At 36.6% G+C, this 14,345-nt stretch carries 15 protein-coding genes; 3 read left to right on the top strand and 12 right to left on the bottom strand.

The window, feature by feature from the left end; genetic code table 11:
• Positions 1-49: 49 nt before the first annotated feature.
• The 8 genes from IEO70_RS03900 to IEO70_RS03865 form a co-directional block, all read right to left on the bottom strand.
• Positions 50-2,950, bottom strand: a complete 2,901-nt coding sequence (locus IEO70_RS03900) for a DUF3427 domain-containing protein (protein ID WP_190997047.1) — start codon at positions 2,948-2,950, stop codon at positions 50-52.
• Positions 2,951-3,055: 105 nt separating this feature from the next.
• On the bottom strand, positions 3,056-3,460 hold the full coding sequence (locus IEO70_RS03895) for a (deoxy)nucleoside triphosphate pyrophosphohydrolase (protein ID WP_190997046.1): 405 nt from the start codon (positions 3,458-3,460) through the stop codon (positions 3,056-3,058).
• A gap of 113 nt (positions 3,461-3,573) precedes the next feature.
• Positions 3,574-3,978: a DNA/RNA helicase domain-containing protein gene (locus IEO70_RS03890; RefSeq protein ID WP_190997045.1), complete on the bottom strand. Its 405-nt coding sequence runs from the start codon at positions 3,976-3,978 to the stop codon at positions 3,574-3,576.
• 375 nt (positions 3,979-4,353) lie between these two features.
• Complete coding sequence (locus IEO70_RS03885) at positions 4,354-6,663, bottom strand: HelD family protein (protein WP_190997044.1); 2,310 nt, start codon at positions 6,661-6,663, stop codon at positions 4,354-4,356.
• Between the two features lie 264 nt (positions 6,664-6,927).
• Positions 6,928-7,779, bottom strand: a complete 852-nt coding sequence (locus tag IEO70_RS03880; protein WP_190997043.1) for a DegV family protein — start codon at positions 7,777-7,779, stop codon at positions 6,928-6,930.
• A gap of 198 nt (positions 7,780-7,977) precedes the next feature.
• Positions 7,978-8,415 (bottom strand): DUF4064 domain-containing protein, encoded by a 438-nt coding sequence (locus IEO70_RS03875; protein ID WP_190997042.1) that lies wholly within the window; start codon positions 8,413-8,415, stop codon positions 7,978-7,980.
• Positions 8,416-8,530: 115 nt separating this feature from the next.
• The gene (locus tag IEO70_RS03870; protein ID WP_190997041.1) at positions 8,531-9,316 is read right to left on the bottom strand and encodes a nucleotidyltransferase domain-containing protein; all 786 of its coding nucleotides are present in this window, start codon (positions 9,314-9,316) and stop codon (positions 8,531-8,533) included.
• A 22-nt stretch (positions 9,317-9,338) separates the two neighbouring features.
• Positions 9,339-9,773 (bottom strand): hypothetical protein, encoded by a 435-nt coding sequence (locus tag IEO70_RS03865; protein WP_190997040.1) that lies wholly within the window; start codon positions 9,771-9,773, stop codon positions 9,339-9,341.
• 136 nt (positions 9,774-9,909) lie between these two features.
• Between IEO70_RS03865 and IEO70_RS03860 the strand changes: the two genes are divergently transcribed.
• The gene (locus IEO70_RS03860) at positions 9,910-10,362 is read left to right on the top strand and encodes a flavodoxin domain-containing protein (protein ID WP_190997039.1); all 453 of its coding nucleotides are present in this window, start codon (positions 9,910-9,912) and stop codon (positions 10,360-10,362) included.
• 81 nt (positions 10,363-10,443) lie between these two features.
• On the opposite strand, the gene IEO70_RS03855 is transcribed toward IEO70_RS03860, so the two are convergent.
• Both IEO70_RS03855 and IEO70_RS03850 read right to left on the bottom strand, forming a co-directional pair.
• On the bottom strand, positions 10,444-10,782 hold the full coding sequence (locus IEO70_RS03855) for a hypothetical protein (protein ID WP_190997038.1): 339 nt from the start codon (positions 10,780-10,782) through the stop codon (positions 10,444-10,446).
• Between the two features lie 13 nt (positions 10,783-10,795).
• Complete coding sequence (locus IEO70_RS03850) at positions 10,796-11,251, bottom strand: hypothetical protein (RefSeq protein ID WP_190997037.1); 456 nt, start codon at positions 11,249-11,251, stop codon at positions 10,796-10,798.
• A 404-nt stretch (positions 11,252-11,655) separates the two neighbouring features.
• Between IEO70_RS03850 and IEO70_RS03845 the strand changes: the two genes are divergently transcribed.
• On the top strand, positions 11,656-12,042 hold the full coding sequence (locus IEO70_RS03845; RefSeq protein WP_190997036.1) for a hypothetical protein: 387 nt from the start codon (positions 11,656-11,658) through the stop codon (positions 12,040-12,042).
• Positions 12,043-12,091: 49 nt separating this feature from the next.
• Here IEO70_RS03845 and IEO70_RS03840 read toward each other — a convergent pair whose 3' ends face one another.
• Both IEO70_RS03840 and IEO70_RS03835 read right to left on the bottom strand, forming a co-directional pair.
• A complete protein-coding gene (locus IEO70_RS03840) occupies positions 12,092-13,135 on the bottom strand; it encodes a M20/M25/M40 family metallo-hydrolase (RefSeq protein ID WP_190997035.1) in 1,044 nt (347 codons plus the stop codon).
• A gap of 80 nt (positions 13,136-13,215) precedes the next feature.
• Positions 13,216-13,476 carry a hypothetical protein gene (locus IEO70_RS03835; protein ID WP_190997034.1) on the bottom strand — a complete coding sequence of 87 codons (261 nt, stop codon included), beginning with the start codon at positions 13,474-13,476 and terminating at the stop codon, positions 13,216-13,218.
• A 120-nt stretch (positions 13,477-13,596) separates the two neighbouring features.
• On the opposite strand from IEO70_RS03835, the gene IEO70_RS03830 reads away from it, so the two are divergent.
• Entirely contained in the window at positions 13,597-14,292 is a 696-nt protein-coding gene (locus IEO70_RS03830; RefSeq protein WP_190997033.1) for a YfjL-like protein, read from the top strand.
• Positions 14,293-14,345: the final 53 nt, after the last annotated feature.

Here is a 14,345-nt window from a genome sequence, read left to right as displayed (position 1 = left end):
AACATTATGAACAACTAAAAAAACTGCCCAAAATTAGGCAGTTTTTTTATTACTCCGCACCCTCAACTAAATAATTATACAACTTATACTCAATCGGCTGCTCAAGTACCATATTCATTGTTACTACTGGAATTTCTTTTTGTGCCTTATCTAACATTACAGTTTGTTCTGCAGTTTTTTGATCCGGTCGAGCTTTTCCTAAATAGTAAAAGTCTGTTCCTTCATCATCATCTTTTTTTACAAAGATATGGATATCAATTTGATTTTTTTCAGCTTCAATAATTGTTGCTACTTCTGCTGAAGTCAATTTTCGATTACTTCTTGTAAACCACTTTAATACCTCTGGATTTAGAAACTCATCACCGTAATTAACACTAGCTTCTACTTCCTCATTTTTATGATACGTAATAAATATTGGGCATGTTTGATGTTTCGTTTTATAACCATACACAGTCGAACTTTCGTCATTTTCCCAATTTAATAGTCTACATACATCTTTCCTTGTGTACTTTTCATACAAAGTCAAATTATGCTGACTATCATAAACTTTACTCTTTTCTCTCGCACTAACTACACTATCCATTAATAATGTTTTAAAGTATGAATTTGAGGCCAAACTCTCACTAATACTTTCATTAAAACGAAAATAGTGATCTTCGCCCAATAAAATAATTGGCTGCTCACCATATTTTTTAAAATCATTTTGAGTAAAGAAAGATAAATTAAGTACTTGTTGAACGGAATGTAAAGTCGCATCATCAGTCAAACAATTTTCTTCCTTTAGACTATTAATATAACGATCATACGAAGTGGTGCCTTCACTCAACAATAAATCTAATAAAATTATCTCATGTTTACGTTTACCATTTAATAATTCTCTAGAAATCATAGTTAGTACACTATTTTCATAACTTGATATAGTTGGTACCTCTTCTTTTATCTTCACCAAAAACTGATAGTAATTGTTATATTCCGTAGCGATTACTACTGGATCAATTGAGTTATTTACTACAAAATCATATAAGTAAGGAATTCGTCCAATTCTATTCTTCACTTCATTATAAGTTTCTCTTAACATTTTTAAAGTCGTTAATTTCGTATTTGATATTGCTTTGAATATTTGTTTCTTTGCAATTTCCTCAAAATTAATCGTTGAAATACCTTTAATATAACTAGTATCTTTCATTTTGCGGCGAATATTATCTTTATTTAATGATTTATCACCTGATAATGCAATTGGAATCAAATAGTTATTCTTGTAGTTACCAATAAAATCGATGATCGTAACATAATCTTTTGTAGCATGCTTTCTAAGCCCTCGACCAAGCTGCTGAATAAAGATAATGCTAGACTGTGTTTGACGTAACATGACTACTTGATTCACACTCGGAATATCAATGCCTTCATTAAAAATATCAACTGTTAAAATATAATCTAACAAACCATTTTCTAACTGCTGCACTCGAAGCTCTCTTTCTTTTTGATCATCTTCCCCCGTTAATGCAACAGTTCGATACCCTTTACTATTTAGTGCTAAGGACAATTGTTTAGCTTCATCCTTACGACTACAAAAAAGTAATCCTTTTACACTATCACCAGAGTGTCCATAGTATTCGATTTTGTCAATTATATGATTGACACGCTCTTCATTTACCAAATGTGATAACAATGTTGCATCATCAATCATTTGCCCGTTATATTCCAAATCAGTGACACCAAAATAATGAAACGGACACAACATATCCTCTTCTAACGCTTCTTGCAAGCGAATTTCATAAGCAATATTATAATCAAACAACTCGTAGATATTGAAATCATCTGTTCTTTCAGGAGTTGCGGTCATTCCCATTAAGAATTCAGGTTTAAAATAATCAATAACCTTTCTATAAGACACGGCACCCGCTTTATGGACTTCGTCAATTAATATATAGTCAAAATACTTCGGATCAAATTGCCGCAGTACATCATCTTTTGAAATTGTTTGGATTGTCGCAAATAAATATTTAGCATCTGTTTGCTTACTAGACCCCGATAAAATACCAAACTCGTGATCCATACCACCTAATATCTTTTGATAGTCGGATTTTGCTTTTGTTAATATTTGTTCACGGTGAACAATGAATAACATTCGCTTTGGAGCAAATCGTCTAACATCAAAGGCCGACAAATAGGTTTTTCCTGTACCCGTTGCTGAAATAATAAGACCTTTGTCTTTACCTGCATCACGGACAGCTTGAATCTCCTCCAAAGCCACTTCCTGCATTTTATTCGGCTTAATTTTCAAAACTTCTTCTAGTGAATTCGTTTCATATGCAGATGGGAATTCAATCACTCGCTCAGCCGCTCGCTGATCAACTAATGGCTGATATTGCTCAGTATATCGTTCAATCCACTCTTTACTCAGTGGTAGAGATTGCTCCCATACTTCTTCGAATTGATTTCTAAAATGATGAACAATTTCACCATTTTCATGTGAAGTTAATTTTACATTCCACTCGTAGTTTACCTTTAACGCATTCGCTGTTAAATTAGAACTACCAACAATTAATGAATAATGTGTCTGTTGATTAAAGATATATCCTTTTGCATGAAATCCTTCTAAATCAGAAAGTCTAACCTCAACATTTTCAAGCTTTAACAATTCTTTAAAAACTTTTGGTTGATTAAAGTTTAAGTATACTGAAGTTAAAATACGGCCTTTTATTCCTTTATTCTTCAGATCAAGCAGGTGAGATTTAAATGTTGCTAACCCACTTTCGGTAATAAAGGCAACCGAAAAAATAAATGATTGGCAATGATCAAGCTCTTCTAATAATGTATTTAAAACGTTCTCATTATTTTTCACATCATTTAGCAATAACTCGGGCTTAAAATTACCTGATTTATGAAATGATTGATCGATAAAACCTTTATATAAAGATGCTTCTAATTTTTCTATAAAATTCCCCATGTGATCGCCATCCGTCTATAGTTATTTATTACTATTAAGTTTAATACTTAGCTAATTAGAGAGCAATTAAAAAAAGCTACTCACAGTCGTGAATAGCTAGTGAAATCAATTTTTCACTTGAAAATCATGCGTAATCTTTTCAATAGCTGGAACATCAGCAGGAGCCCACTCCAATGATTTTAAATCTTTCGGCTCTAACCATTGAATGTCTACATGCTCTGTTAACACAGGTGTTCCTTCAATTAACGTACAATAAAAAGTCGTCAAATGAACAATGCCAAAATCATATTCATAAACCGTATACTCGACTTGTTCACCAACTTCAATTTTACAATGCATCTCTTCTTCAATCTCACGTTTTAAAGCTGCTTGAGCTGTCTCATCTTCTTCAATCTTTCCACCTGGAAATTCCCATAATAGTGGTAAGGATTTCTCTCTGCCTCTTTGAGCACATAAGATTTTATTATTATCAACAATGACTGCTCCAACAACATGAATGTTTTTCTTCATTAGGCCCTCCTACATCTTTCACTTATCTATATTTTACTATTATAACTGATTTTTACAAATATAGTATTTGGTTTATGTGGAGGATATAAAGTTGTTAAGCCGATTCACTACCCTTATCTAATTTTATCCATGCCTGCTTCTTGTAAAACTGTATAAACACCATCAAGTTGTTTAATATTAGGAACAAATATTATTAAACCGTCACGACCCCTAGTCATTAACACACGGTAACTATTTTTTCTTAATTTATCTGGATCATGAATATCCTTCTGGTATTTCTCATATTTTTTCCAAGAAGTCCCTTCCCATATCATGTCCTCTCCCCAGGCTACAATCGGCAAATCTAATTCTAAACCTTGGCAGCCAAATTCGGTAACAACTGTCTCAAGATTACAACAAGAACCTTCTTCTCCCTGGGGTTTATTGTACCAATCTCCAAAATTAACTTTACTAGTAGCATAAAAAGAATTATCAATACCAAAGTTCTGTAATATTTGGCTCTTTGAAGATGCAAGCATCCCATATCTTTTATCCTACATTTCTTCATATTTTTCATAACAATAATCTTGCGGATTTAGAAGATCCTACAGAAGATATGGAGCTTGAGATGCTGAAGCTGTTAAATGAATTGAATAACAGGAACATATTGTTGAGATTTACCCTTGATAATAATGGTATTTATGCTGATTTCAATTACCTGCATTCTTCTGACAACTTTGATGCCATCGATCTTATTGACTGGACAATTGGCGCATATAGAGATCTTAGAGATAATTGGTATTCAATAATAATGAAACAGGTTTGGGCCTATGAATAAGAAAGAGTTCTAACTAAATGGAGGATGACAATTAAGTTTGATAGTTTAATTGTCATCCTTTTTCTCTGTAATTTCCTCACAAAATGTAAGCGTGTTCATCTTTCGGCGGCTTCAGACATTCCCTAATCAACGGTGAAGGGTTCTTACAATAGAAAGCCTTCACTTCTTGCTGAGCACGCGTTAATAAAACGTATAATAGACGTGCATGAAGATTATCTAGCGGAAAGTTTTTATCATCGACATTTACTAAAATCACGCCATCAAACTCCATGCCCTTGCTGTGATAAGAAGCTAAAACAGAAATTGTATTGTTCCCTACTTCTTGATCTGGATTAATATACTTCACATCAGGAACCTCTTTTAACTCACCTTTCAAGTCTTCAGCTAGCTTCTTAGCTCTTTGTTCATCTTTATGAATCACAGCCACTCTCTTATACTTGCCGCTCCATTCCCTTAGCGTCGCCACAATGCTATCTAACAAGTCGTCACCGTTGTCCACTTTCTTGAACGATACAGGTTCACCATTACGGTTTAATGGATTGATTGACTCAAAAGTAACTCCCTTTTGTTTCTTTAAAACCGCATTTGCTGTATCAACAATTTCCTTAGTGGATCGGTAACTCGTATTTAAATCCAAGATGGCGTCATCCTTCCTGTTAAAAAGGCTGGTTAATAAATACTCCCAATCATATTGACCATAATTCATTAAGATGGATTGGTTATTATCGCCCAAAATTGTCATTGTTCTTGTTATTTTCTTTAGCGCCGCAAAATGGATGTAACTTAAATCTTGCGCCTCGTCGATCACTATATGCGCGTATTTCACTTGCGGTTCATACAAGTTTAAATACATATAAAAAATCGGAGCCAAATCAAAACTCGTCAATTGTTCTTCTGTATTGTCTTTAAATGCCTCCAAATATTCCAGGTCAATTTCATTTTTAAAGGAGCTCAGCAGCTCATAAGATGTTATTTGCTTGTAAAGTTGCATTAAGTCCGGAACTTTTATTGATTCCTTCCAGAGTGATATTTGTTCTTTAAACTTAGATTGGGTATTTTTAATTTTGTAGTCCAAAACTCGTCTCATTTTTACCGCGACAGAAAGATGCTCATCTTGAGAAAGACCGCCATCCTTCAAGTAGGTGTTAATAACGAAGTCATATTGCTTCCTATGTTCTTCAAGCGTCTCTTCCAGTTTTCTCTCAAGCAGATTTTCAACATGCCAAATGAATTTTTCAATCCGCTTCACTAAAGGTAAGTACAGATATCCTCGGTAAATTTCCTGCAAAGCCGTTGTATTTAACCGCTCATCTAATATCGTTAAGTTATGAATTCTTCGCTCGTAATGCTTCTCGAAATCTTCCAAGAACAGATTCAGCACTTTCAAAAACTGTTCAGAACCTTTAAACTGGATTCTTCTGTATTCTTGTTCATTTTTATGTTCATAAAGTACTTCCTTAAAAACTAGACTATTGTCCAGCAGAATATCTCCTTCTAAATAAGGTCTAACCATATCCAACATTAAGTTTTGAACAGTTGTCTGCTGGATCCCTTCTAAGTTCAGTTCTGGCAACAGCCCTTTTACAGAGCTTAAAAACATATTAGATGGGCCTAATATCAATAGACTTTCCGGACTAAGATTTTCATTATTAAAAAGAAGGTATGAAAGGCGGTGTAAAGCAATCGATGACTTTCCTGATCCGGCAGCACCTTGCACAATGATGTTTTTGTCAATTGTTTCTCTGATGACAAGATCCTGTTTACTTTGGATCGTCGCAATAATTTCTTTTAGATAGCCTGTAGTTTGGCTATTTTCTATCATTTCTGCCAAGAATTCATCTGCGATAGGCAACGCATCCTCGGTTTCGGTAATCGTTTTATTCTCTTTGCTCAAAACATTAGGCACTTGTTGTATAATCTTAGTGATCCTTTGATTTTTAATGACAAACTCTCTCTTTTTATTTACTTTCACTACATACTTGTATCTTTGGTTATGTCTTTTATCAACTACTAAATAACCCTGCTTTGGATTTCCGGGAGTAAAGTTATAGTAAACCTTTGCGATGGGCATTCGCCAATCTATGACGATACGATTCTCATCTTCGTCGCGTATCCCTTGTTTTCCAATATAGAACGTCTCATCTCCATATTCTTTAGAAACCATCTCCAACTTTCCGAAATAAGGATTCTTGATAGCCTCCTGCAGTAATCTTTGTTCCTCCTTCCCTTTTTTGTATACAACTTGATCACCAGCTTCCCCATGCCCACTTTTCATCTTTTCTCTTTTGCTTTCCACTAATTCAGAAACCAAGTATGTCTGGTTTTCAATATTCTGAATAGTTTTATCCAAATGAATTTGTTCGTTTAAAATCTCATTTGAACTCACCTAGATTGCCTCCTCCTAATTAACGTTCTTACAAATCCTTTACCCATTTATGATTTGTAAATGCCTTTTAAAGAAGAAATAACCAAGCAAATCTCACTTATACCTCAACCGACTCAACACCCCTTCTTTATTATGCTTATACATTTTTCTTCCAACTCTTTATTAAGCAGCTCTTCTGCCCAGAGATGAAGTACTTCAGAAGCAACACAAAAAGGCAGCCCCCTTCATCAAAGAGTTGACTGCCTTGTTTTAGCGTAACGCCTTTTATTCACATACCCATGAGATTCCGATTGTCCCAACGCCCGTATGGACACCCGCAACCGGAACTAGAATCATTCGTTCTGTCGGAATTGATTTAAATTCTTTCTTTATATCATTTTCAAGTTTAAGAGCCTTCTCTTCATTGTCTGCATGAATAACGACTACTTTGCTAATTTTTGATGTTTTCATATCTTCCCGCAGCAAGTCCAACATATAATTAATGGCTCTTTTTTCTGTTCTAACCTTTTCTTTAATGGATGCACCATCATATACGGAAAGAATAGGTTTTATATTAAGCAAATTGGCGATGAAACGTGCGCTTCCTGAAACTCGTCCGCTCTTATGAAGCTGATCAAGATTGTACGGTATCAGGAACAATTTTGTATTCGTTTTCATTATCTCGATTTGATTAACTATTTCTTCGACATCTTTTCCCTGATTGAATAACTCCATCGCTTTATTCAATAAATAAAAATGTGGGTAAGATCCGGTCAACGTATCAATTGCGTACAGCTTAAAACCGACTTGTTCCGCTGCCATTACAGACGTAGCCAAAGTCCCGGACAGTTTACTGGAGCAATGAAAAGCGATTCCGCAATCATACTCTTCCTTCAGTTTCTCATATAATTCGACAAACTCACCGATTGACGGCTGGGATGATTGAAAAGTGACTGATTCATTCGCCATTCTTTCATAAAATTGTTTGTCCGTAATGTCAATTGATTCTCTGTATGACTTCCCATCAATGACTACTTGTAACGGAATAATATTTAATTGATTTTTTGCTGCAAAATCCTCGCTTAACGTACATGTTGTGTCTGTAATCCAAGCTATTCTCGACTGTTTCTGATTCATTCTGATTCTCCTTCAAAATTCTGCATTGAACAAGATTGCATAACCAGTTTGATATACAAATATCACATAGTATCATCTACTCATTATACTAAATGTATTACAGGTGCAATATTTAATCAATCTACTAAATTAAAAAATATAAAAAAACTGCACATAAACTCTTTGTATACAGAGGTTATATGCAGCTTTTAAATTAGTTTATGCCATAGTATCGGTATTGTTATCGTATGTATTTTTAGGTGCCCTTTTCACTAAGGCCACGATTCCGGCAATTACATAGAAGAGACCTGCAATAATACCTAAACCAAAGGTAACCAGTGCACAAACGACAGCCAATATAATCATAATAATACCCATTGTTTTTGAATAAGCATTCTTTTTAAACATAATTGCCGCGAAAATCCCGAATACGGCACATATAAGAGAAATAACCAGTAATGTGATTCCTCCTGCTCCAATAACATCAAGTACTCCAGCCGGATCAATAGTCGGATCTACCAATTCTACTTCAGTCGCTATAATTTCCTCAAGTTCAGCATTCGACTTTAGAGATGCCAACAATCCGCCAATCGCTGCAACAAGCAAGTAACCAACAATGCCAATAACCGTCAATACAATTTCTGCTGTCCTTTTCATAAAAGCCTCCCCAATGTTTAATCATCATGTCTATGTACATTTTTATTATAAAGCAACCTTCCGTTCTGTTCAAATATTTACATTTCTCCCAATAACACCCTATATAAACCAACCATCATTTCCATACCTCTTTTAAAGTACTGCGAAATAATTGATCCAACTGAGGAGTCGGATCTTCTCGATCTTTGGTTACTGTCTTTGCGTATTCCGCCAACCGAGGCAACTCTGTCTCTATAAAAGAATGGATGACATCAATACGAAGTTCCATATCAAGCTCATCGCCTCTTATTTTCCGCTCCAGTAAAATGTTTATTTCTGTTTTTAACTCACCATCAGGAATCAGTTTTTCTACAAGCGTTTGGAATACCATCGGCGGAAACTCATTATAAGCTTCTATCCAGCGAGCCGCCAACACCGGCCGCAAGACATAGAAATACTTTTTAATCCGGACTGTATCGGACTTTAAATATTCTCTAAAGTTATTGTTCGCCATATTTAAATAATGATAGAGACAAGAATTGGGAGTGAATAGCGATTGACTCAGTTGTTTCATTCTCTCAATCGTTGTGAAAGCCCGGTAATAAACAATGCCGGAGTTCATCCATTCCAATAATGGCGGATTCGATTTTCTGAACAGCTTTAACGCTTTCGTCAGTTCCCAACCTGTTACATCAAGAAGGTCATTAATCGGCAGTTCAATCACGTCTTTTTTCTTGCCGATACCGACAGGATCAATACTCAAGTAATACTCAGGCTTGTGCACATATATGAAACGCACATCATAATCACTATCCTTAGAAGGAAAACCCCATGCACGGCTGCCCGATTCACAGGCGTACAAAACTTTCACATCATAATCTAATTCAATTTGTTTTAATGTCTTTAAAATAGTTGCTTTCACTTTCGATGCACTCCTCTTGCGTTTATTTTTCCAAAATGACAAAATCTCTCGTTTTGAATATGGGTACTTCGTGCTTATGGGCAAAATCCAATAATTCAGCGACGACTGTTTCCGGGCTGAAGTGTGTAACGCGAATGTTGAACCCTTTCTCCATTTGAACGATTGCTCCTTTGCTCAACCAGCCTACCCGCACAAACTTCATTTGCTTTATTTGCTGAGGCGTGATTCTTTTTTTATAAAATTCCATACCGAATAAGGACATTCGATATGATAAATAGCCGTCATCGATCTTCAATTCATATTTAATAATGAGTCCTATTAAAATAACAATCTGGATAGCGCATTGAAGGTAAAATATATATTGTGAGGCGCCTTCTGATTCGAATAACAGGCTAGCTGAATTCAGGGCGAATAAAAACGTTAAAATGCCCCTCTGCGTTTTAATCGTGTAAATCATATAATCTCCTCCCAGTCACTTATATTTTAACATAATTATCCATTAAAGTATTTATCACCATGCAAACAGAGATTGAGGATTACACCAAAAAGAACCCGGGTAAGGAGTACTATTGCGAATTAAAAGGAGGATTTATATGAACAAAACAGCAATTCTGTACCACTCCCATCATCACGGCAATACGAAAAAAGTACTCGATGCCATTGCGGCACAGGAAGATGTCGATTTAATCGAATTGCCCGGAGGTGAGCACACTGACCTTTCCGGCTATGATATTCTCGGTTTTGCTTCCGGTACTTATAAGGGCGAGTTTCATCCGGCAGTGACTTATTTTATTCGCCAGTATAAGCCGGCGCATGGTCAGAGGGCATTTGTACTTTCTACTCATGGCGGCAAGAAGGAGTCGGCTGAAGAGGAAGTGAAGGAGCTGCTTGAGCAGGTCGGGTTGCCTGTCATCGGCTGCTGGTCTTGCCGAGGCTTTGATACTTATGGTCCGTTCAAGCTTATCGGCGGCATTGCGAAAGGTCATCCGAATCAAGCAGATTTAGAGGATGCTGTTACTTTTTTTGAGGAGGTTGAGCACCATTAAAGAACAAAACGAGTGCTTTTTGGCACTCGTCTTCTTTTGAAATCATAGCTTTGAACAAAGAGGCGACAACAACAACTGCAATCAAATCACAAACTTCCTGACATCCTCACCATGCACACGTTGTACAGCGTTTCCCTTCTTCCTGCTTTCCTGCTTTTGTCGCTTCAATCTTTCTACCTGTTCTTTCAGCGAAGGTGTGAGTTCCTCGATAGTGACTACGTGTCCTTTTATGCATACAGCCTGGTATTTTGAGGTTACAAGAATATAAGTGCCATTAACATGCTCTTTTTTCGGGTTTTTCCGAAACCAAACGTCCTTTTTAAGATCATGATTAATGCTGGCAACAATACGTTTTCGTGCGGCTGTTTTCTTTCCGATTCGTTGCTTATATCTGTGTATCGCATGCTCGGTAATTAACATCTTCTTCTCCTTCCTATGAAAGTTTTCGTAAATCGCTTAACGTATTCTCGATGTTATGAAAATGGCTTTCCGCCCGGCAGATTTCTTTCGTCCATTCTCCCGCATACATATGTAATGATTCGAAGATTTGCTGCTGTTCTTCCGCTGAAGCTTTGATTTGCAGTACACTCACCAAACCATTCATTAAGTCCAGCGATTCGCGCTTTGTTTCATCCGTATAAGTTAATAAAAAGCGTCTTTGCCCTTCTTTCAGCTTCATTTGAATTGTTACTAGAAGTATACGCACAATCGCCTCTGTCGTAATCGAAGGGAACATTTCCCGCACGGCTTCAAGTGATATATGTTCATTACGCTGAATATCTTCATGACCAATTGAAGACTTATTCTGTAATGGTGAAAAACTGATAATATATTGTTTTCTCTGAAATCTTATAATGTTATCTTCATGCGTTGCAGCTAAATTAATCATGCTTACTCCTTATCCACCTTTTATTCAGCAAAGTTCATTTAATTCAAATTAAGTAAATAGATAATATTGTCTACCTAATCATTATATTAAAATAATAAAACACTTACATTTAGTAGTAAATAAAGATTTAAGAAATATATGTTGATTCTTATTAGAGTGAGAGTTATTCAAACAAGAGGAGAATATTGATCAACAGGAAAAACTATACAAAAAAAACTATTAAAGCACATAATAGTTTAACAAACGGAGCTATCGATACAGGTGGTCCGCAGATTATATCGAAATATCCAGTCTCCCAGAATTAGGCTCCAAATCGCTACTCTTTTCGTTGATTTACCGTTAACATTAAGGAATACCTGCTCCCTAATTGGAGATACTGTCTTTTAAAAGGAGGAGGTAAAGAATTGAAAGGTCTTATTCTATTAAACAGACAGGTTTACCTAGGGAAAGCGAACGGAGAAGCCAAGCTCCTTCACGATGCCGGAGAACTGCTATATTTTGCGAAAGAACACCAAATTAAACTCATTAAACTGAATCCCTATCAGCTGAACAACTATTACACCATCCCTTTCGCCCTGCACTACGACTTAGAGAAAGCAAAGGAGTCTTTCGATTGCTTGATCATCTATTCGGCCTCCCACTTTGAAGATTTCCGAATCGATTACGGCGACTATTGGAATACCATCAGAAGTCATTTCGCTTTTGTTGCGGAGGCAGCGCGCGATATCCAACAGAAGCCAAGTGTTTCCATCAAAGAGATTCTAGAATTACCGCCGACATCCGAGCTTTAAATCAATAAAAAAGAGCAGCCTACGAGAGACTACTCTTCTATCTTATCGTTTACTTTTCGCCCCGGACTTTCTCATGTGGCTTCGTTTTATCTTTTACTTTCTTCTCTTTTTTCGGCTTAGGCTTTTGTTTTTCTATATCAAGGGATTTCAATACATCTGTTAAAACAATACTGAATGTAGAAAGATGTTCTTGGATTCTGCCAGGAAATTCTTTTTCAATGAATTCGAGCGTATCGTTTTGTGTATGCCACACGCCTCCATGTTTCTCCGTTTGCGTATAACCATCCAAATCGCCAAGTTCCCAGTTCGTTGCTTCCAGATAACCATACGGAATGCCTAAACGATTGAATGGCGCGTGATCACTCCAATCGCCCGTTGTTCCAGCTGGGTAATCTGGATTTACGCCTGGGTTTGTTCCAACATTCAGTTTTTTCTGAGCAGCAATTTTCAAGGCTAAATCTCGAACAAATCCATCTTCGCCAGGACTGCCGTACACATACATCTTATCGCCAACCGCTAAGCTGTCAAGATTGATCATCGCGACAGTATTGTCAATATCCGCATCCGACATTTGGCTAGCATAATAATTGGATCCTTGCAATCCCACTTCTTCCGCTCCGAAAGCGACAAAGACAATCGAGTGAGGCGTTTTAATCTTCTTAAGAACCTCTGCCACCTCTAAAACGATACCGACTCCAGAGGCATTATCATCCACGCCGCGCCCCGCTGCGACAGAATCGTAGTGAGCCCCTACAATGATTTGTTTGCTGGATTTCCCGGGTTTATAAGCGATGATGTTAGAAGATGTGTAAGTTACGCCTCTTCTTACATAATTGAATTGTTGTACAGATGTTTTCAGTCCAATTCGTTCAAATTGTCCTTTGATGTATTGCCCGGCTGCTATTTCACTTTGCGTACCGGCAACTCGTGGACCGATATCATAAGCCAAGTAATTCATATGCTCATACGACATTTTCCCCGGCTTATGCACTAATGATGGGGGATAAGACTTTGGTGCTGCTCCGGCAACACTACTAAAAAATAATACGCCAACCATTAGAGCAAGAATTAATAATGATAGTTTCTTTTTCATAAAGTACCCCTTTTCACTAGAATGACATAATAATCAACAATACATTGTTCTTAATAACATACGCAATGATTTCGACAAAACTAGCGAAAAACTATCAAATTTCGAGTTAGAATTGCTTTCATTACCGATTTCATTATAGCTACAGTAACGACCGGAGAAACAGGATTACTAACTGACTTTGCAATTGGAGCTACCAGCGGAACACTTCCGCTAAAGCTAATCCAAACGGAAGCGCCACAAACACTGTCCACTGTATCAGTCGATGTTCCGAATGCAACAGATATAGTCCGTTTAACAGCCTCCATTACTTCAAGTACCTCTGAATCATCTGTTACCAGCAATCCTCTAATCTTATACAACGATTGAACAATGAAGAATGTATACACTTTTCAAAAAAATATTCGGCATGCTCCTGCAGCACACCGAACTTTAGTATAATTATACGAAAAAGAGGTACTAAAATGAAAAAGAAACTCATCAGGGGTTCATTGTTAGCTGTACTCATCACCATTTGCTTATTCCTATTTATAAGCTTTTATGGCAACCCAACTAAAAAATCTGCTGTTTCACGAGAACTTTTGCATCATTTAGAAGAGAAATATGATGAGAAATTCATATTGGTTGAGTCATCTTATAATTGGAAAATGGGGACATACGGAGGCGTGTATCAGCCTGAGCAAAATAAAGACATACAGTTCACAGCAGAAAAGTACCAAACGGATATTATCGCTGACTACTATCCTGAAGAAGTATGGTTATATGAGATTGAACAAGAGTTAATTCCTACAGCAAAAGAGATCTTCGCTGATTACGATCAGGTACAGGCAAGTACTGTTTGGGGTATTGGAGATGACGAGGTAATGGACGGACACATTCCATCCTATAAGGATATTACAAATCGTGATGCACTCCAAATTGTTATGAGAAAAAAAGCATACTATACGGCCATTGATAAAGAAGAGGTTGAACAGCGAATTTTCGCTCTCGTGCAATTTTTGAAGGAGAAATCGAACACAGTTGGTATTATGGTTGCCTTTGACGACCCGGATGAAAAAGCGTCATTAGATGATAAGGATGGTTTTTACAATATTGCTGGAAAAGATCTTCCTGATATCAGTAATGTATCAGATATTCGTAAATATTTGATAGAATTGTAGGCAATCAGGCTCCTATTGTTTCTCCGTTCAGCAATAGGAGCCTTTTCAAATCC

Source organism: Peribacillus faecalis, assembly GCF_014712675.1.
Classification (GTDB): domain Bacteria; phylum Bacillota; class Bacilli; order Bacillales; family DSM-1321; genus Bacillus_AD; species Bacillus_AD faecalis.
This window is presented reverse-complemented; position numbering and strand designations above follow the sequence as displayed.